A 19,675-nucleotide genomic window follows, 5' to 3' on the forward strand; every position below is an offset into this window, starting at 1 on the left:
AGATTTCGCAAGTGAGGGGATCGGTTCCATTGGCACCATCATCACCGATCCCCTCACCAACAAAATCTGAAGTTTAGCCCTCGATCGGGCTAAGCCTTCGATTTTGTAACCTCTCCCACAAAGGGGAGAGGTAGCCCCATCTCACACCCCCCTGATCCGCGGCTCGCCACCGCCCTCCAGCATCAGCGCCGTCAGCGCCCAGACCAGCGCATCCAGCCGGTCCGGCGAGCGCCCGTTCGACAGTCCCTCCGGGCCAAAATCACACATCTGGTCCTCGAGTTCGACAAACCGCCCGGCATGAACCACCCGCCCCTGCTCATACAAAGCCGCCACCGGCTCGGCGCGCATAAACTTCCCGCGCGTTGCCCGGACCGTCGTCACCGGCAGCCGCGCCTCGATGCCCTCGAGCACGGCGCGCACCATGTCGCCACCCTGGTTGACTTCGGCCACCACCCGGTCGGCCTCGAAGCGCCGATAGGCCGACACCACCGCCCGCGCCCAGCCAGCCGGGCCGGTGCCCTCCACCGAACAATCGGACAGCACCACCGCCTGGCCATTCTCCTTCAGCCCGGCCACCACGATGCCGCAGCAGGCAGAGACCCCGCCGGCCGGCGGATCGACCGCAACCACGATGCGCCGCAAGGGCTCTGAAAGCTTCACCACGATCTCGTCGAGCCGCGCGCGCTTCCAGAGCGCATCCGGCCGGTCCTCGATCAGCTCGCCATCGAGCTCCTGCCGCCCGAGCCTTGTCCCGCCATAACGGGCGGCGAGCGCGCTCAGGAACCCCGGCGCCAGATGCCTCGCATTGGCCGCCGTCGCCATCCGGGTCAGCGCCGTTCCCTCATCCGCCATCAGCCGCTTCAACAGCGGCACGGGCCGCGGCGTCGTCGTCACCACCTGGCGCGGATCATCACCCAATCTCAGCGCAAACTGCAGCATGTCGAAGGTCTCGTCGGCATGTTTCCACTTGGCGAGCTCGTCGCACCAGGCGAGATGAAACTGCGGCCCACGCAGGCTTTCGGGGTCTTCGGACGAGAAGATCTGGGCGATCGCCCCGTTCGGCCATACCAGCCGCCGCCGCGAAATTTCCACCTCCGGCCGCATCCGCCTGGCGATCCGGGCCAGTCCCGAGGCGCCGTCGATCATCACCTCACGCGCATCGCCGAGCGTCTCCGCCACCAGCGCAATGCGCAAATCCGTCCGCTTGCCCGCTGCCAGCACCTCAGCCTGCACCCATTCGGCACCGGCCCGGGTCTTGCCCGATCCCCGCCCGCCCAGGATCAGCCAGCTGCGCCAGTCTCCGTCAGGCGGAAGTTGTTCGGGCCGCGCCAGAAGCGGCCAGTCACGGGAGAGAAAGGCGAGATCGGAAGGTGAGAGCTGCGAGAGGTTGAGTGGTCCCTCCGGGCGAGCAGCGACACCTGCACCATCCTCAATCGCCCCTGCCGTCACCCTCACGTCCCGCACCCGATGCCCTATGCCAGCCCCAACAGCCGCCGGAGCATCGAGCCCCGCCGCCGCCCAGTTTTCGGGCGCCATGGTCGTGGAAACAGTCTCCAGAGCGGCTGTGGTCCTCCTGCCATTCACGGCCAGCGCCTCGGCTTCCACCGCGACCTGCCCGATCATGACGGATGCGGCCCGTTCAGTCTCGACCACCCGATCCCTCATCCGCCGCCCCAGCGATTTCGGCGTCATCGGCAGTCTCCTTGGGCGATTATGCAAAACAGCGTCAGCCCTCAGGGCGCCCCTCATGCCGAGGTGTTCGCAACAGCTAGTTACGAAGCATCCGTTTGATCCGGTGCCTGTGTAACCGATCCCCTCACCAACAAAATCTGAGGTTTAGCCCTGATCGCTCTCAAGCCCTCGATTTTGTAACCTCTCCCACAAAGGGGAGAGGGGTCGTCGCCGCCAGCCCCGCGCTCCCTCTCCCCCTTGTGGGGGAGAAAGCGAAATCGAAGGCTTGAGGTCAGCGCGAGCCGCCTAAACTTCAGATTTCGCAAGTGAGGGGACCGGTTCAGTTGGCAAGCCTCCTTCAGCATCAGACCTCGAAAGCTTGGCTCAATCACCCCTCACGGCGGCCCCCGCCCCTCGGCGAGGCCAGCCACCTCCGCCATCCGCGCGGCCACCGCCGCATCGAGCCGTCCGGCCACTTCCGCCTCGACCCGTGCCGCAATCAGCGCATCAACCTCGCCCCGCAAAACCTCCGGATCGCGCGCCTCGATCAGCCGTTCCTCGGCATCCAGTCGGTCGCGCTCCATCTGGCGCAAAAGCGCATCGATCTTCTCCAGGGTGCGCACGATCAGCGCAATCGCATCGGTCGCCGCCTTGATGTCGGCCCGCGCCAGTTTCGCCAGCGCCTCGTCGGCCCCGTCGATCAGGATCTCGGCCCCGGCCCTGAGGCGCCGAAACAGCTCGAACTGGGCGCGCATCTCGGTGGTGAATTCGGTGAGCAGGGTCACCAGGTCGCCAGCGCCTGCCGCCTTCACCTCGATGACATCAGGCAGCGCCTCGTCCAGATCCCCACGTCGATCCTCGCCCAGCATGGCCCCCTCCGAAACGAAAGAAGGGCCCGCCAAGCGGACCCTTTCCAAACCTCTCCGGATCACCTTGGCCCTCAAGGCCACAGCTTCCCGATCATGTCAAAATCCTATCCTACGACCGTCACGGCGTCAAGGATTATTTTCCTATTTTGGTTGTGACCCACCTCCCCCCTTGCGGGGGAGGACGGAAAATCGAAGGCTTAGGCGAGCGCAAGCCGCCTAAACTTCAGATTTTCCAGGAGAGGGGCGCAGTTCCGTTGCATCTGCCGTACCGAGCCCCCCTCACCCCGCCTTCGACCTGTTGCGCCCCGCGTTCTTCGCCTCGTAGAGCGCCAGATCCGCCCGGGTGATGAGATCGCGCGCTTCCCGCACGCCGCCCTCACCCGTGCCAGCGTAACCGACGGAGACGGTGACGGTCGTAAGCCCGTCGGCGCGGGCCGGATGCGGGATCGAAAGCTCGCGCACGGTGCGGACCAGCCGGTCGGCCAGGAAGGCGCCGCCGGTCTCTTTGTCCACGGCAAAGAGCAGCGTGAACTCCTCGCCGCCATAGCGGGCGGCAAAGCCCTCGTGACGGGCGGCGAAGGTTGCGAGCGTCGAGGCGATGCGGCGCAGGCAGTCGTCGCCGGCGACATGGCCGAAGCGGTCGTTGAAGGCCTTGAAGTGATCGACATCGACCATCAGCAAGAGCACGTCGCTGCGGGTCTCGAGCCAGGCATGCAGCGTCTCGTCGAGATGCCGGCGGTTGGCAATCCCGGTCAGCATGTCGGTCAGCGTCAGGTCGCGCAACTGGTCGCCGCGGCGCTCGGCAATGTCGGCACGGTTTTGCGCATCGTAGCGGGCGAGATAGGTGAGACAGCGCTGTCTCTCGACATGCCAGTTGCCGTAGAGCGTGAAGAAGAGGCCGGTCACCACCTGCACGGTCAGGGGAAAGATCAGGTTCTCGTCCAGCCCCGGCTTGGCGTGGATGACAAAAAGCGCCGTCAGGCAGGTACCGGCGGTGAAGATCAGCGCAAGGCGAAAACGCAGCACCAGCAACATGTTGCCGAAGAGCAGCACGAGCGGCAGTTCACCCAGCGTATAGGTCGCATAGCTCGATTGCGAGATGTAAACCAAATAGAGCGGCAGCAGGCTCGCGACGAACATACCGCCGAGCAGGAGCAATTCGCGGATCGCCGGCGGCACGCGGGGCACGAGATAGAAGATCACCAGCGAGCCCGGCACCAGCACCAAGAGGCGCATGGCGACCGTGAAGGGCTGGATGTCGGCCATCAGGTGCAGGCTGGTGAGATTGTAGATGTTGTAGACGATCAGGCCGACGATGATCGCATGGCGCAGATGCCGGATGCGTTCGGCGCCGAAATCCCGTTCCTCTGCGCGTTCCACTTCGGGCGCCATGCGCAACAGCCAGTTCAACCGCCCTCTTGCGCCCGTCTCCGTCTGCATGCCCCCGCCATTGCTCCCTCGCGACGCTCGAACAGCGCCGCATCGGGTTTCACCATGGCGGAAGGCGGCAAATTTTTCGCTAATTTAGAGCGCGCAAAATGAAGCTGGCCCGGTATTTTTTGGGCCGCGACCTAGCGCCGTCGCACCAGACTTTGCCCCTGCTTGACCCCAGCTCGGGGCCGGGTTGCGCCTGCCTTCAGGCCTCCGGCCCGCCGAACTGCTCCCAGGCGGCCATGGCGTCGCCGCCATACATCAGCGAGGGGCCACCGCCCATATAGACGGCGAGCCCCAGCGCCTCCTCGAATTCCGCCTTTGTGCAACCAAGCTTGATCAGCGCTTCGGTGTGAAACCCGATGCAGCCGTCACAGCGGGTGGAAATCGCAATGCCGAGCGCCACCAGTTCCTTCACCTTTTTCGACAGCGCCCCATCCCTGGTCGCCGCGCCCGCCATGGCTGAAAAGCCCTGCATCACATCGGGAATGTCCTTGCGCAGGGTCTTGATCCCGCTTGAGATATCCCGGGTTATGGCGATGTAGTCCTTGCCCATGGCGGCGTCTCCAAAATATATACGATACTACATATATATTGAGGTTCGAGGAGATTGCAAGACGTTCAGCGAGTAGCGAGTAGCGAGTAGCGAGTAGCGAGTAGAATGCAAGTCGCCTATAGGCCGATCAAGCCCTTGCCTGTTCGACCTGCCCCCTTCCAACTCTTCACTATTCGCTATTCCCTCCACCCTCACACTTCCCGCACCGGCGTATAACCCGCCTCGCGGATCGCCTGTTCGGCAAGGACCGCATCGCCTTCGACAAAGGCCTTGCGAGCTTCGAGATCGATCGTGACCGCCTTGCCCGGCAAGACCTCCGCCAGCGCCTTTACCACGGTCTTCTCGCAGTGCCCGCAGGTCATGTCCTCGATCTTGAAAACCGTCTGTCCAATCATGGTCTTGTCCTTTCCATTTGCCGACCGCTTCAAGCCGTCGCTTCCAATCCCTTTCTGCACCTTCCCATGGGGGCAAGGTCAATCCCCGCAGCAGTCCCCGGCCTTGTCCTTTGCGGCGGTCTTTTGCCGCAGCGGCTTGCCCTCGAGATCGGCGAGGATCGGGCAGGTGGGTCGATCATTGCCGAGGCAGCGCTCGGCGAGATGGGCCAGCGTGTCACGCATCGCCTGCATCTCGGCGATCTTCTGTTCCAGCTCCTCGACATGGGCGAGCGCCAAGGCCTTCACCTCGGCACTTGCCCGCTCCTTATCGTCCCAGAGCTTCAACAGCCGCTCGGTCTCTTCAAGCGAAAAGCCGAGATTGCGCGATCGCCGCACGAAACGCAGTCGGTTGACGCTGTCGGCATCATAGACCCGGTAATTCGAGGCCGTCCGGCCCGCCGGCGCAATCAGCCCGATCTCCTCATAGTAGCGGATCATCTTGGCCGAAACGCCCGAGGCATGAGAGGCTTCGCCGATATTCATCGTCATCGTCGTTTCTCCTTTCGTTCGCTCTCGCCTTGTGGGAGAGGCGGAAATCGCCGACCTCCGCGCACGCCACCCTCCCCTTGAGGGGGAGGGTCGGAGCGAAGCTCCGGGGTGGGGTGAACAAGCGGCGCACATCAACTCACCCCACCCGCGCGTTCCGCGCGACCTCCCCCTCAAGGGGAGGTCAAGAACCCCGTCACCTTCGCCGTCCGCAACCGCAATGCATTCGTCAACACAAACACGCTCGACAACCCCATGGCCGCCGCCCCCAGCATCGGCGAAAAGGTGATGCCGAGGAGCGGATAGAGCAGCCCCGCCGCCACCGGGATCAGCGCGACATTGTAGCCGAAGGCCCAGAACAGGTTCTGGCGGATATTGGCCATGACCTTGTCCGAGAGCTCGATCGCCTGCAGCGCACTCATCAGGTCGCCGCCGACCAGCACGACATCGGCGCTTTCGATCGCCACGTCGGTGCCGGTGCCGATGGCAATCCCGGCATCCGCCGTGGCGAGCGCCGGCGCATCGTTGATGCCGTCGCCGACAAAGGCGACCTTCTCACCCTTCGCCTGCAGCGCCTTGATCGCGCTCACCTTTCCCTCCGGCAGCACTTCCGCCACCACAGCATGGATGCCGGCCTTCCTCGCCACGGCCTCTGCCGTGCGCCTGTTGTCGCCGGTCACCATCATCAGCTTCAGACCGCGGGCCTTCAGGGCTGCAATCGCCTGTTCACTCGTCTCCTTGATCGGATCGGCGACCGCAATCGCCGCGGCCAGCTTGCCGTCGATGGCAACGTAAAGCGGGCTTGCGCCTTCATCGGCAAGACGGGTGACGGCGGCGGTGAGATCCGATGTCTCGCCCTCTGCCATCACCCCGAGCTTCACCATGAACCGGTCAGCCCCCGCTGCAATCTTCCGCCCGTCAACGATCCCGGTCACGCCAAACCCGGCAACGGCCTCGACATTCTCCACGACAGACAGGGCGATCCCCCGCGCCTCCGCCGCCCGCACGATGGCATCCGCCAGGGGATGCTCCGAGCGCGCCTCAAGGCTTGCGGTCAGCCGCAGCACCTCGGCCTCGTCGAACCCCTCTGATGTCACGATCTCGCTCACTTCGGGCTTTCCGGCCGTGATCGTGCCGGTCTTGTCCATCACCACCCAGTCGATGTCCGCCAGGCTCTGCAGCGCCTCCCCCTTGCGGAAGAGCACGCCGAGTTCGGCGGCGCGGCCGGTTCCGACCATGATCGAGGTGGGCGTGGCGAGCCCCATGGCACAAGGGCAGGCGATGATCAGCACGGCCACCGCCGCCACGAGCCCGTGCGTATAGGCGGGCTCCGGCCCGAAGATCAGCCATAGGAAAAAAGTCACAACTGCGATACCGATGACTGCGGGCACGAACCAGGCGGTCACCTCATCGACCAGTTTCTGGATCGGCAGTTTCGCCCCTTGCGCTTCCTGGACCATGCGGATGATGCGCGAGAGCATCATGTCTGCGCCAATGCCTGTCGCCTCGAAGCGGAAGCTCCCCGAACCGTTGACCGTGCCGCCGATGACGGTGGCGCCCGGCCCCTTTTCGACAGGGATCGGCTCGCCCGAGATCATCGCCTCGTCAACGGCACTTGCCCCGTCGATCACCCGGCCATCGACCGGAATACGCTCGCCCGGACGAACCACGACGGTGTCACCGAGCTTCACCTCCGACAGCGGCACGTCGCGCGTCGCCCCGTCTCGCTCGACCCGCGCGGTCTTTGCCTGCAGGCCTGCCAGCTTGCGGATCGCAGCCCCCGTCCGGCCCTTGGCGCGCGCTTCCAGCAACCGGCCGAGCAGGATCAGCGAGACGATGACGGTCGCGGCCTCGTAATAGACATGCCGGGCATCGACAGGCAGGATTTCAGGCGCAAAGGTGGTCACGACGGAATAGAGATAGGCGGCCGAAGTGCCGATCGCGACCAGCGAATTCATGTCCGGTGTCAGGCGAACAAGTGCCGGAAAACCCTTGACATAAAAGCCTCTTCCGGGACCGGCCAGCACCAGCGTCGCCAGCACGAATTGGCTGAGATAGAGGGTATTGCCGGGGAAAATCCCCATCAGCACATGATGCAGCGGCGGATAGAGATGGCTGCCCATTTCCAGAGTAAAGAGTGGCAGGGTCAGCACCAGCGCGATCAGGAAATCGCGCTTCAGGCCTGAAATTTCCCTCTCGCGTCGCGCCTCGCGGCTATCGACATGCGCAGCGGACGGAGGCCCGGCAGCAGGTGCCTCGCCACCGATGTCGCCGTTCTCCACCAGGGCCTGCATTTCACCGGCACCCGAAAGCCTGACGGCATAACCCGCCTTGGCCACGGCAGCGGTCAGCGCCGGCAAGGCAGACACCCCGCCCAGCACCTTCACCACCGCCTCGCCGGTCGCCAGATTGACGCTCGCCGTCTCGACAGCGGGCACTGTCTTCAGCGCCTTCTCGACCCGCGACACGCAGGAAGCACAGGTCACGTCCTCGACCTCCAGCACCAGCGTCTCGGCCTTGGCCTCATAGCCGGCCTTGTCGATCGCTTCGAGCAGGGCTTCTGCCGAAAAGCCCGGCCCCGGCGTCACCGACAGCGTCTCGGTCGCGAAATTCACCGCACTTTCGGCCACGCCCGGCACGGATGCCACGGCCTTTTCCACCCGCCGCACACAGGAGGCGCAGGTCATGCCCTCGACCGGGATCTGCAGACGGATCGCCCCTTCCTCGGTCGTGGCCTCGGTCGTGGCAGCCTTGTTGATACTCTGCGTATTCATGTCATCACCTCTGTCCCCTACATGGACCTTCCCATAATGGGAGGGTCAAGGGGCGGCGGTGAAACTCGTTCCATCACTTTCGATCTCGTCGGGCAAGGAGCTGGCCCTCCCTTCCCTTGAGGGAGGCGGGAAGTCACCCTGCCTCCAGCGCCCTCAGGTGCTCTATCCGCTCAGGCCCGCAGGAGAGCTTGGCGGCGAGCTTTTCCGTCGGTTCGATGATGCGCCAGAAGGGCACGACCTCGTCCATCGATTTTCCCGCCTCCATGTCGTCAAGCGCCACTTCGGCCACCACACGCAGATAAATCGAGGTGGTGACCGGGCACATGGCGTCGGCCTTGGCGCGTTTGGCAAGATCGCTGCGCAGGCGGGTGATCGTGCGGGTTTCGCCTGATGGAATGGCGGCGACATAGCGGGCGATCTCACCCGGCGAAGAGATCAGCATCATCGCGCCGGCCGGCACACCGGCGAAGGGTGAAGACAGCATGACGACATGCGGCTCCTTGGCAGCACCAAAACGCTTGCGCCAGTCAGTGGGTTTCTTCGGTTTCTCGCTCTTTGCCATGGGTTTCCTCCTCTCAACGCTCGGCTTCGATTTTCAAGGCTTGCAGATAACGTGCCGCGAAAGCCTGCGGATCAAAGAACATGCGGGCCATAAGACGACTGAGCGGATTGTCGATCGTGGCGCGCTCCACCACCGTCACCAGCGTGCCCGTCGCCTGCGGCTCAAGTTCCGCCTGCCACATGCCATGATAACCGGCATCGGAGCGGAATGTCAGGGCCAGCTTCAACGGTTCGCGCTTTGACCAGGCGAAGCTGATCACCTCGCCGCGCGTGGTCGTCTCAACCCAGCCATCGCCATCGACCTCGATGGAGGCAACGCCGTCGCGCCACTCCGGCTGGCGAGCGACATCGGTGATCACGGCGATCACGCGCTCGGGCGGGACTGCTATTGCGATTTCGGCCCGGCCCTCGCGCATCGGCGAAAGAGCCATGCCTGCGGCTAACACAAGAGCAGCAAGCCCGATGATGGACAGTGACAGCATCAGAAACAGTTTCACGCAAACCTCCCTGGTCGTGGTAGCGCGTCATAGCGAAGGGATCGATCTGCGGAAGTATCAAGCGGAAAATCATTTATGATCATCAGCTTGCAGGCAAAGCCTCGCTCTTCGCAGCGTTTTCCTGACACCGCGCCCAACATCGCGCCGTCCATAAGCAAGACATGAACTGTCGGGCAAGGAGCGGACCACCGTCCCCTTGAGGGGGAGGGTCGGAGCGCAGCTCCGGGGTGGGGTGACGGGCGAGACGTGAGCGTTGATCAACAAGGTCGAATTCGTAGCCAGGTCACCCCCACCGGCGCGTTCGCGCCACCTCCCCCGTCAAGGGGGAGGTGGGTGTACCCCTCGCCATCCCGGGCTTGCCGCGCAACCACAAGCGTCTTAGGGATGGAGGCAATGCCCGGAGGAAACGCCATGCCACACAGTTTCACCCTCAGCGAGACACTGCCCGCCGATGGGGACCAGATCCCAGAGCTGTATGCTGCTGCGTTTCCGCAGGAGGATCTTGTCGCTCTCGTCGAAGCGCTGCTCCCAGGCCCTGCCGTTCTGTCGCTTTCGGCCAGAACCGGGGCAAGGCTGATCGGCCATGTGCTGTTCACACGGGGGCGGCTCGAAGGCGCAACAGACACCGTCGCCCTGCTCGGGCCTCTCGCCGTTCATCCCGAGCATCAACGACAGGGCATAGGCAAGGCGCTGATCGCCGAGGGGCTTGCCCGCCTGAAAGCTGAGGGTGTGACCGAGGTGCTGGTGCTGGGTGACCCCGCCTATTACAGCCGCTCCGGTTTTCGGCCGGCAAGCCGTGTCATGCCGCCCTATCCGCTCCCCGCCGAATGGGCCGAGGCCTGGCAATGGCTGAGGCTTGATGGCGGCGAGGACGATCTTGCCGGGCGGCTGCTGCTGCCGGAGGCCTGGATGCGTGCGGAATTGTGGAGCTAAAGGGCTTCGAGGTCCTCGGGCCGCGAAGTAGCCAGCATGACGATGGTTTCCATCATCAGCATGATAAAACCTGGCCCACCGCCCGCGAGCCCCTCAATCCCGTTCCTCTCCAACTCGCATCGGCCAGTCGACCACGTAATCCTCGAGATCCTCGACATCGAGCCCCTCCTCCGAGATCGTCCGGCCGCGGGCGGAAATCCCGGCCTGATGCACCGTTTCCGCACTGCCAGAGACCAGCGGGTGCCACCAGTAGAGGTCGAGGCCTTCATCGATCAGCCGGTAGCCGCAGGTCGGCGGCAGCCACTGGATTTCGCGCAGGCCCTTGAGCGTCAGCTGGATGCAGTCGGGCACGGTTTCCTGGCGGTTCTCATAGTCGGAGCAGCGACAGCTGTCGCCATCGAGCAGCTTGCAGGCAACCGAGGTGAAGACCACCTCGCCGGTGTCCCAGTCCTCGAGCTTGTTGAGACAACAGAGGCCACAGCCATCGCAGAGGCTTTCCCATTCTGCGTTGCTCATTTCGGCCAGCGTCTTGGTCTTCCAGAAGGGCTGTTCGGTCATCGTCTCGTTCAACTGACTGTGGTCTTTCGGTCTTGCTGTGGCATCTGGCTGCGGTGCTGGCCGCTATCCTCGACCAGTCGGTGGCCGGGGTGCAACGCCCGCCGCCAAAAGCGCATCCGGGGCCGCGCCGGGTTCACCATGGCCGGCGAAACCGCTTGTTCTTTTACGGCAAATCGACCATCACTCACATAATGACGACACGCCCGTAATCTCTCCGGGTCCTGATCCCAATCGGCGGGCGCGTCAAGGGAGCCGACAACAAGTTTTCGGGAAAAGCCACGGTGGCCGACAACGACAAGCCTGACGATCTTCAGCCTGCGGAGCGCCTCGGCGGCGCCGACAGCGGCGATCGGCCGGCTTCGGGCAACACTGGAACCAGCGCCGAAAAGCCACAGAAGCTGAAGCGTCACATCTTTCTCAAGATCGACAGCTGGCTCGACTCGACGCTCTGGAATGCCGGCTACGACCTCGCCGAGGCCTGGGAAGAAATCACCATTTTCTTCCGTCGCTTCCGTGTGCGCGGCCTCAAGAAGCTCGGCTTCGAGATCGCCGGCGAAGCCATGACGCTCGGCACGGCGGGCATGGTGCTCTTGCTCGCGCTTGCCCAGCCGGCCTTCGAGGAAACAAAGAAGGACTGGCGCAACCACGACAATTTCGCCGTCACCTTCCTCGATCGCTACGGCAACACGATCGGCCATCGCGGCATCATTCATGAAAACTCCGTTCCGGTCGACGAATTGCCGGACCATCTGGTCAAGGCGGTTCTGGCGACGGAAGACCGGCGCTTCTTCGATCACTTCGGCATCGACTTCATCGGTCTTGCGCGCGCCATGACGGAGAATGCCAAGGCCGGCGAAGTGGTGCAGGGCGGCTCGACGCTGACGCAGCAGCTGGCGAAGAACCTCTTCCTCACCAATGAGCGGTCGATCGAGCGCAAGATCAAGGAAGCCTATCTCGCGCTCTGGCTCGAGGCGAACCTGTCGAAGAAGGAAATCCTGTCGCTCTATCTCGACCGCGCCTATATGGGCGGTGGCACGTTTGGCGCAGCAGCCGCCTCGCAATTCTACTTCGGCAAGAACATCACCGAAGTGACGCTTGCCGAAGCGGCGATGCTGGCCGGCCTTTTCAAGGCGCCGGCGAAATATGCCCCGCATGTCAACCTGCCGGCGGCGCGTGCCCGCGCCAACGACGTTCTCACCAACATGGTGCAGAGCGGGCTGATGACCGAGGGCCAGGTTGTCGCGGCACGCCGCAATCCGGCCTCGGTCATCGACCGCGACGAGAAGGATGCGCCCGACTTCTTCCTCGACTGGGCCTTCGAGGAAGTGCAGCGCATCGCCGCCCGCTTCAAGGATCATACGCTGGTCGTGCGCACGACAATCGATCTTGGCCTGCAGCAGGCAGCCGAAGAGGCGGTCGCCTCGTCTCTGCGCGAATATGGCGAGAGCTACAACGTCAAGCAGGGCGCCCTGGTGATGGTCGAAAACGGCGGGGCGGTGCGCGCCATGGTCGGCGGACGCGACTATGGCGAGAGCCAGTTCAACCGCGCGACAAGGGCGCTGCGCCAGCCCGGTTCGTCCTTCAAGATGTACACCTACGCGCTGGCCATGGAGAACGGCTATACGCCGGAAACCGTGGTTGTCGATGCGCCGGTCGCCTGGGGCAACTGGAGCCCGCAGAACTACGGTCGCAGCTTTTCCGGCCGGGTGACCATGGAAACGGCGCTGGCGAAATCGATCAACACGATCCCGGTCCGGCTCGCCAAGGAAAAATTCGGCATCGACGCGATCATCCAGACGACCAAGGCGATGGGTGTGGAGACGCCGATCAAGAAGGACGTGACGATCCCGCTCGGCACGTCGGAAGTCACCGTCATGGATCAGGCGACGGCCTATGCCGTGCTACCGGCCGACGGTTATGCCTCGCGCCGCCACGGCATCGCGCAGATCGTCAATTATGCCGGCGAGGTGCTTTACGACTTCGAGCGCGACGCGCCCGCGCCCGAGCGCATCCTGTCGGAACAGGCCGCCCGCTCGATGAACCAGATGATGACAAAGATCCCCTATATCGGCACGGCACGGCGCGCAGCGGTTGACGGGATCCTGACGGCCGGCAAGACCGGCACCACGCAGGCTTACCGCGATGCCTGGTTCGTCGGCTATACCGGCAATTACACCGCCGCCGTCTGGTTCGGAAACGACGACTACACCTCGACCAACAACATGACGGGCGGCTCGCTGCCGGCCATGACCTTCAAGAAGCTGATGGACTATGCCCATCAGGGCATCGACATCAAGCCGATCCCCGGCGTCGACCAGCCGATGCCGGAGAGGGAAGCCAAGCCCGAAGTCGCAGATGCCGCCAATCCGGATGCTCTGCCGCCGATGGTGCGTCCGCGCTCGCTGTCATCGCAATCGACCCGCCTGATCCGGGAGCTTGCGACACGGCTGAAATCTGCCGACGCGCTTTCGGCACCGGCGGGCACGGCACAGGCTGCGATAGAGCCCGAAACGACCGGCTCGACCGGTCGTTAAGACAATCACAAGTTTACTTCGTCTCAAGCACGGTGGCTGCGAATCACGACAGCGACGCGTCGGCTTTCGGCACTCTGTGCGTCCCATCGAGGCACAGGCCTGCGCCCGCCCTTCCCTACCATCCTGAATTGAAACAGGTTGCAGTCTCCAAGGCTTTCCAGGTCGTCAAGCGTTCACCAACGGTTAACCATGTCGCTTGTGTTCATCCATGATTTCTCGTATTGGCACATCGCCTTCACCCCAAATTAAGGGGGCCAAACATACATTTCGGCTGTTTCGACGGTTCATATATTTCAATCGGTGATTGGACATCCATGATGAGATGGCTCGGACTTCCCGCTAGGCCCCGATTGACGGTGGAGCAGTATGCGGCGTTTCTCGAAGATCGCGCAGCTTTGCGCAGCCGAATGCTGAAGGCTGCCGTTGTCTGTGTTCTGATCTTCTATCTCACCTGCTTTCTCTTCGATCTGTGGTTGCTCGGCGATGTCACCGTGCTGTCGGCGGTTTTGCGCTTCGGCGTGATGCTGCCGATCGCGATTGGCCTGCTCGTCTACATTGCCGGCAATCATCCGATCGAGAAGAAGGAGATCGCGGCGATCCTCGTCGCGCTTCTCGCCAATGTCTGCTGGTGCGCGATCCTCGTCTCCAGTTCGAGCCCGGGCGTGCTTACCTATTTCTATGCGGCCGCGACCTTCCAGATGGCAATCACGATTGCCGCCGCCTCGCCGTTCCGTCCGGCGCTGCGCGCCAGCATCTTCACCTTCTGCCTCAACTATTCGGTCATCTGGTTCCTGCAGGGGGCGAGCCCCTCCTATGTCATCCAGCATCTGGCGGTCTACATGCCGACGGTGCTGATGACGCTGCTGGTCTCCTATCAGCTCGAGGTGGAGGCGCTTACCAGCCATCTGCAGATGCAGGAAAACGAAGCGCTTAAGCGGGAGTTGTCGCGGCAGAACAAGGATCTCGCCCGGCTCTCCGTCACCGACCCGCTGACCAGGCTTGCCAATCGCCGCGGCACCGAAATGGAGCTGATGCGGCTTGCGACGGACGTGCCGGACGAGGCGCGGCGCGTGGTGCTGCTGGTTGCCGATGTCGATCACTTCAAGGCCTATAACGACGCCTATGGCCATGGCGCGGGCGATGAATGTCTGAAGCGGGTGGCCCGCGCCATGCGCCGGGCCCTGCCGATGGAGGCGCATCTCGCGCGCCATGGCGGCGAGGAATTCCTCGCCATCTTCTCCGACGCCGACAGGGACATGGCACCGACGCTGGCCGAGAGCCTACGCCGCGCCGTGCGCCAGCTCGGCATCGCCCACGGCTTTACCGGCGACAGGAACACCTATGTGACGATCAGCGTCGGCGCGGTCTCGGGGACGATACAGTCCGAGGGCGACTTCGAGCGCCTGCTCGACATGGCCGACCGCGCGCTCTACGCCGCCAAGGCCGACGGCCGCAACACCTGGCGTGTCAGCCTTAATGAGGACGAGGCGCGGGTGGTGGCGTGAGGGTGAGTGCGGGGCTTTCGCCGACTGCCTCTCCCCTGTTGCCGCCGCGGGTTCTGTTGCGTCCGGCCCTCTTGGCTTCGTAAAGCAGCTTGTCTGCTCGTTCATACAAAGCGGGAAAGCCTTCATCGCCGGAGATCAGCGTGATGCCCATGCTTGCAGTCACGGCCCGGGCGAGTGCAGGAACGGCGCTGGCGACGGTCGTCGGGATCGCCTGGCGGCGAAGCTCGGCCTCTCCATCGACGTCATGCCCGCGCAGCACCAGAAGGAACTCTTCGCCACCCAGGCGATAGGCGCGTACGTCCGGCCCGGCCTTGAGTGCGGCAGCGACTGCCTTCAGCACCTCATCGCCAACACCATGCCCGTAGCCATCATTGATCGCCTTGAAATGATCGACGTCGATGACAGCCAGTGCGGTAAAGCGGTCGGTGCGAAGCTGCTCGAAATGGCGCTCGATCGCGCGTCTGTTGAGCAAACCCGTCAACGGATCGGTTTCAGACAGACGCTCGAGCAGCTCCGCCTCGTTCAGCGCACGATCTCGCTCACGTCTGATCAGTACAAAACGATCTGCCACGCCAAGCGTTGTGAGCAGCACTTCAAACATGCAGCCGAAATAGAATAGGAGCATGGCATCCTGGCTGGGCAGTCCCGGCATTACGCCCGTCACCAACCGTATCAGTCCGACCAGTATCAATGGCGCGTAGCCAATGGCCTGGAACCTTGCGGCGCGGCTTCCGCGGCGCAATGAGTCGATCATGGAGAAGAGAAAGACGGCAAGAACCGGGGTAAATGCTGCCGTGTAGACGGTCGATTGCACCGGACGGGCCACGAAGGGGAAGCTCGCGTGGAAGACACTGAGGAAGATCGCCCATGCGGCACAATAGGGAAGGATGCGCCGCAGGAGCGGATGCAGCATTCCTTGCTCGATGAAGCTGTAGGTGAACATCGCGCCTGAAGCGATCGTCAAACCGAAGATCAGCGTCGTCATCCAGCTTAGCGTCATGGGCGGAGGATCGAAGAACACGACCGACAGACCTGATGTAACGACAAGCGTCATCAGCAGCGACAATGTCAGCGCCGAGTGCCAGAGAACGAAGGGTTGCCGGAGGGCACGGTAGAATGCTGCATTGAATATCAGCGGCATGACGAGCATGCCGGAGAGCCCGGCCATCAACAGCAGAAACCGCAGATCGTCACGGCCAGCGCCTGCGTCCGCAGGTGAAAGATAGGCTTGCTCCAATGTCATCTGGTGAGAGGGCAGATCAACGACCGCGACGACATGCCGGGTCATCTCCGTGACATCAGGCAGGGCTGCATTGAAGTAGCCACCAGCCATCGAGCTGCGCAAGGAGGCGGAAGGATAGGACGTCTGGCGAATTCCACCATCCTTGTCGATCGCCAGCAGATGCACGGCTTCGAGCGCGCTTCGCCTCGAGAGAAGATATCGCGGCGGTGTCTGATCGGGTTCGATATCGAAGCGAAGCAGCACACGCTCGGCAGCGATCGAGAACGCCTGGCCCGCGCCGGAGCAGGACCATCTTTGTTCATCGCGCGCCACCGCAACGGGATCATCCGAAAGCGTGGCTTCAGCCCAGCAGGACGGGCGAAGGCTGGTCGCATCGCTCGCATAGGCGGTGTCGGCACCCAGTTTTGCCAGTACCACCAAAAACAGACACACCAATAAATTTTTAAATAAACCGTTGGAAATCATGGACTTTTCGATAGCGGAGAAAGCTTTTGATGCCGTTAAGAGCGGGATCTACTTCTGGCTGCGACAAATCAGGTATTCGGAGCCAAGGGGCGGTGTTGGCGCGTGTCGGGCATCGCTGAGGACGGCCCGGAGCAGACATACGCGGCATGTGGTATCGGAAAGCCAGACGCATCAATGATATCATCGTCCGCGATGCGAAGGGCCGTTATTCCTAACTGAGTAATGCGGCAGTCGAGTAGATAGAAAGGCAGAGGATGGGGATGCAGCATTTTCCCGATGATGCGTGGGATGCCTGGACACCGGAACTGCTTTTCCAGCGCTTCCGCTACCAGAGTTCACCCTGGTATGTGGTCGGAGGCTGGGCACTGGACCTTTGGCAGGGCTACCAGTCTCGCGATCATGAGGACCTGGAGTTCTGCATACTTTCGGATGATCTCGATCTTTTTCGCGCCCAGTTACCCGAGCTAGATTTCTTCGAGGTCCATAACGGCATGTTTGCTTATCTTGCTCCTGAAATGAGGCCTCGACCAGAGACCCACCAATTGTGGGGAGCCGACACGGCCAACGCTTGCTGGCGAATAGACATGATGATCGAACATGGCACCCCGGAAATCTGGATTTACAAGCGCGACCCATCGTTGCAGTTGCCTAGATCGACTGTCGTTCGAGAAACACCATCCGGAATTCCTTATCTCGCTCCTGCTCTCGTCCTTTTGTTTAAGGCAAAACACATTCGGCCCAAAGATGCTGCAGACTTCCAGGCTGCGTTGCCGAAGCTTCACGTTCAGGAAAAAGCCGACCTACGATGTTGGCTGGAGGCGATGTATCCCGGACATCAATGGATCACACAGCTTTAAGGAAAGACAGGATGACCGCTGTTGGCGCAAAGCCGCCTTCTGCTCTGCCCCCCACGACCACCCGCCTTGATGCGCTCCCCCTCCGGCGTTAGGTCCGCAGGCCAATCATGCGAGGGGGCGAGCCAGTGTCGCGGACCGACTATCAGACTGCCGTGCATCAAATTGGCATCCTGGAGGCGCTTGCGGCCTATGATCCGCATGTCGCGGGCACCCCACCGCTCGGGGTCGACACCCTGACCAGCGACATCGACATTCTCTGCTGTGCGCCGGATGACGAGGCCTTTGTTGCCAATGTGCTGCGGTTCTATGGCGAAATGAGCGGCTTTCGCATCTGGCAGTGGGTATCGAAGGACCGGCCGGTGATTGCGACGTTTCGAGCATGCGGGTGGGATTTCGAAATCTTCGCCAGTCCCCTGCCTGTCGCCGAGCAGTTCGGGTGGCGCCATTTCGAGATGGAACGGCGGCTACTGGGGCTCGGCGGTGACGGGTTCAAAAGCGCCATTCAGGCGCTGCGGCGGCAGGGTTTGAAGACCGAGCCGGCCTTCTGGTCGACGCTGGGCCAAGAGGGCGATGCCTATCTCGGCCTGCTGTCTCTGGAACAGGCGACGGATGATGAGCTTCGGGCCAAGCTTGACGCGGCCGGCTTTGGGTCAAGTTGATCCGCGCTGCGGTGCCGGCGGCCTCGGACCTGAGGCGCCAACGGTGCTGGATACGGCTGCCCCTGGCGTCCCCTGCCCTCATCCGGCCTTTGGTCCGCTTCTCCCCGCCTGTGGGCAGAAGGCAAGACCTCACCCCTCCTGCGCCTTGCCGATCGGATAGAGGAAGAGCCGTGTCTTGCGGGCATCGGACAGTTCCCAGATCTCGTCGGGATCGACATCCGGCACGGGAAAACTGTTGGAGACGAAGAGGCTGCCGGGCTTCATTTCGCTGGACAGCTTCTGCCAGAGGGCGGCCATGGGGGCGGGCGAGAGGAAGGCATAGACCAAGTCTTCCTGCGCGACATTCGTCTTCCAGAGATCGCCGCGGCGGATCTCGCCCTTGCCCGAGATACGCGACATGAGGCGGGCTGCGAGATAGACGGCCGGCGCGTTCTCCACACCGCGCGCCCGCCTTCCCTCGCCGTCCAGCGCGCGGACCACGCCGCCAAGGCCGCAGCCGAGGTCGAGCATGCGGGTCGCGCCACGATCGCGCATCATGTCCTTCAAGACCGAGGCTGTTTCGGGGTTGGTGAGATAGAGCGGCACGCGGCCGCGGGTGGTGTTGGAAAAGACCAGCGCCAGTAGGAGGAAGGCAAGGCCGAAGGGCCAGGCCGGCAGATTGCCGAGCAGCATGACCGAGCCCATGGCGAGCGGAAAGAGGAAGGCGATCAGCAGCCACCAGCGCGGAAGGCGCAGAAGCGCACAGATCAGTGCCGCAAGCGCGCCCTGGAGCACGAGCGCGATCGCGATCAGCGGCAGGCGCTCGACCGAGGTCGACAGCGGCGCCGTCACGGTGGCCACCACCGGCAGGGCGACGACCTGGGCGAGAAGCGCGCCGAGGATCGGCGTCTTGCGGAAAAGGGCGAGCATTCAGTCTCCGGCAGGTTTCGAACCGCGCGACACTCGCAGGTGGCGGGGCGATTCTCAAGGGAGAGCACATTCTCGCCCGCTTGCCCGCCTAGATTCCGGCTTTCTGATGGGAGGCCGCTCAACGACCTTTGGCCGTCGCGCGATCACTCACCCAGCCGACTTAAACAGGATTATATGATGGGTTTGCGGCAAGTGGCACCTCAAGACGACGTGGGCTGGAAAGCGTATCATGCTATCAGGCAGTTCGTGCTGTACGAGTTGAGAGGACGGCACGATTACGACGCTTCCCATCCTGACGATTACAAAGTCGGCAACGTCCCTTTCCTCTACGACGTGGACAATTTGCCGATCGGCGCAGTACGGCTCGATTTTTCGACCGCAGACCCGGCAATTGCCACGGTGCGGATGGTCGCGATCCTACCACAGCATCAAAGGCGCGGATTTGGAACCGCGATGCTTCAGGCTCTCGAGTTGTTTGCCGCTGACAAGGGGGTAAGGGAGCTGAAAGTCCTTGCCGCCAGCGATGCCGCGACATTCTACGAGCGGTGTGGATGGAAGCCCGGCAAGACCGTTGGCAGCGGCTTGCGGCTCACCAAGTCCATTGCTGCTCCATAAGGCGACGTGGGGATCGCAGGGCACCAGCCCCGACGAGCACCGGAAATGGATCGAAGTGAAGGTCGGGGGTGGGTGACGATCGGGAAATGGCTCAGACGGCTTGCCCCGCTTCGCGGCA

The 19,675-nt window shown here is 63.0% G+C and carries 18 protein-coding genes; 6 read left to right on the forward strand and 12 right to left on the reverse strand.

Features of this window, described 5'->3' with window-relative positions:
• Positions 1 to 141 precede the first annotated feature (141 nt).
• From SJY08_RS11465 to SJY08_RS11505, 9 genes are all read right to left on the reverse strand, one after another.
• The gene (locus tag SJY08_RS11465) at positions 142 to 1,623 is read right to left on the reverse strand and encodes a DNA-packaging protein (protein ID WP_377278559.1); all 1,482 of its coding nucleotides are present in this window, start codon (positions 1,621 to 1,623) and stop codon (positions 142 to 144) included.
• 443 nt (positions 1,624 to 2,066) lie between these two features.
• Positions 2,067 to 2,540, reverse strand: coding sequence for a hypothetical protein (locus SJY08_RS11470; RefSeq protein ID WP_377275713.1), 474 nt, complete (start codon positions 2,538 to 2,540; stop codon positions 2,067 to 2,069).
• 279 nt (positions 2,541 to 2,819) lie between these two features.
• A complete protein-coding gene (locus SJY08_RS11475; RefSeq protein ID WP_377275715.1) occupies positions 2,820 to 3,980 on the reverse strand; it encodes a diguanylate cyclase in 1,161 nt (386 codons plus the stop codon).
• Positions 3,981 to 4,176: 196 nt separating this feature from the next.
• Positions 4,177 to 4,527, reverse strand: coding sequence for a carboxymuconolactone decarboxylase family protein (locus SJY08_RS11480; protein ID WP_377275717.1), 351 nt, complete (start codon positions 4,525 to 4,527; stop codon positions 4,177 to 4,179).
• 191 nt (positions 4,528 to 4,718) lie between these two features.
• Positions 4,719 to 4,922 carry a heavy-metal-associated domain-containing protein gene (locus SJY08_RS11485; protein ID WP_377275719.1) on the reverse strand — a complete coding sequence of 68 codons (204 nt, stop codon included), beginning with the start codon at positions 4,920 to 4,922 and terminating at the stop codon, positions 4,719 to 4,721.
• A gap of 78 nt (positions 4,923 to 5,000) precedes the next feature.
• Positions 5,001 to 5,444, reverse strand: a complete 444-nt coding sequence (gene cueR, locus SJY08_RS11490) for a Cu(I)-responsive transcriptional regulator (RefSeq protein ID WP_377278561.1) — start codon at positions 5,442 to 5,444, stop codon at positions 5,001 to 5,003.
• Between the two features lie 176 nt (positions 5,445 to 5,620).
• Positions 5,621 to 8,134 carry a heavy metal translocating P-type ATPase gene (locus tag SJY08_RS11495; protein WP_377278564.1) on the reverse strand — a complete coding sequence of 838 codons (2,514 nt, stop codon included), beginning with the start codon at positions 8,132 to 8,134 and terminating at the stop codon, positions 5,621 to 5,623.
• 220 nt (positions 8,135 to 8,354) lie between these two features.
• Positions 8,355 to 8,783, reverse strand: coding sequence for a hypothetical protein (locus SJY08_RS11500; RefSeq protein ID WP_377275721.1), 429 nt, complete (start codon positions 8,781 to 8,783; stop codon positions 8,355 to 8,357).
• A gap of 13 nt (positions 8,784 to 8,796) precedes the next feature.
• The gene (locus SJY08_RS11505; RefSeq protein ID WP_377275723.1) at positions 8,797 to 9,279 is read right to left on the reverse strand and encodes an SRPBCC family protein; all 483 of its coding nucleotides are present in this window, start codon (positions 9,277 to 9,279) and stop codon (positions 8,797 to 8,799) included.
• Positions 9,280 to 9,690: 411 nt separating this feature from the next.
• On the opposite strand from SJY08_RS11505, the gene SJY08_RS11510 reads away from it, so the two are divergent.
• The gene (locus SJY08_RS11510) at positions 9,691 to 10,212 is read left to right on the forward strand and encodes a GNAT family N-acetyltransferase (protein ID WP_377275725.1); all 522 of its coding nucleotides are present in this window, start codon (positions 9,691 to 9,693) and stop codon (positions 10,210 to 10,212) included.
• Positions 10,213 to 10,305: 93 nt separating this feature from the next.
• On the opposite strand, the gene SJY08_RS11515 is transcribed toward SJY08_RS11510, so the two are convergent.
• Positions 10,306 to 10,770 carry a YcgN family cysteine cluster protein gene (locus SJY08_RS11515; RefSeq protein WP_054149816.1) on the reverse strand — a complete coding sequence of 155 codons (465 nt, stop codon included), beginning with the start codon at positions 10,768 to 10,770 and terminating at the stop codon, positions 10,306 to 10,308.
• Between the two features lie 398 nt (positions 10,771 to 11,168).
• Here SJY08_RS11515 and SJY08_RS11520 point away from each other — a divergent pair, with 398 nt between their 5' ends.
• Both SJY08_RS11520 and SJY08_RS11525 read left to right on the forward strand, forming a co-directional pair.
• Entirely contained in the window at positions 11,169 to 13,304 is a 2,136-nt protein-coding gene (locus SJY08_RS11520; protein ID WP_236759360.1) for a transglycosylase domain-containing protein, read from the forward strand.
• A 314-nt stretch (positions 13,305 to 13,618) separates the two neighbouring features.
• A complete protein-coding gene (locus SJY08_RS11525; protein ID WP_377275727.1) occupies positions 13,619 to 14,809 on the forward strand; it encodes a GGDEF domain-containing protein in 1,191 nt (396 codons plus the stop codon).
• Here SJY08_RS11525 and SJY08_RS11530 read toward each other — a convergent pair.
• Positions 14,778 to 16,484 (reverse strand): diguanylate cyclase, encoded by a 1,707-nt coding sequence (locus tag SJY08_RS11530; protein ID WP_377275729.1) that lies wholly within the window; start codon positions 16,482 to 16,484, stop codon positions 14,778 to 14,780. The genes SJY08_RS11525 and SJY08_RS11530 overlap by 32 nt on opposite strands.
• Positions 16,485 to 16,777: 293 nt before the next feature.
• Between SJY08_RS11530 and SJY08_RS11535 the strand changes: the two genes are divergently transcribed.
• On the forward strand, positions 16,778 to 17,374 hold the full coding sequence (locus tag SJY08_RS11535; protein ID WP_153761798.1) for a nucleotidyltransferase domain-containing protein: 597 nt from the start codon (positions 16,778 to 16,780) through the stop codon (positions 17,372 to 17,374).
• Positions 17,375 to 17,499: 125 nt separating this feature from the next.
• Complete coding sequence (locus SJY08_RS11540; RefSeq protein WP_377275732.1) at positions 17,500 to 18,033, forward strand: DUF4269 domain-containing protein; 534 nt, start codon at positions 17,500 to 17,502, stop codon at positions 18,031 to 18,033.
• Between the two features lie 129 nt (positions 18,034 to 18,162).
• Here SJY08_RS11540 and SJY08_RS11545 read toward each other — a convergent pair whose 3' ends face one another.
• Positions 18,163 to 18,942 carry a class I SAM-dependent methyltransferase gene (locus tag SJY08_RS11545; protein WP_153761796.1) on the reverse strand — a complete coding sequence of 260 codons (780 nt, stop codon included), beginning with the start codon at positions 18,940 to 18,942 and terminating at the stop codon, positions 18,163 to 18,165.
• A 177-nt stretch (positions 18,943 to 19,119) separates the two neighbouring features.
• Here SJY08_RS11545 and SJY08_RS11550 point away from each other — a divergent pair, with 177 nt between their 5' ends.
• Complete coding sequence (locus tag SJY08_RS11550) at positions 19,120 to 19,557, forward strand: GNAT family N-acetyltransferase (RefSeq protein ID WP_377275735.1); 438 nt, start codon at positions 19,120 to 19,122, stop codon at positions 19,555 to 19,557.
• The last annotated feature ends 118 nt before the right edge of the window (positions 19,558 to 19,675 follow it).

The sequence above is a fragment of the Rhizobium sp. R86522 genome, assembly GCF_042466255.1.
Lineage (GTDB): Bacteria > Pseudomonadota > Alphaproteobacteria > Rhizobiales > Rhizobiaceae > Allorhizobium.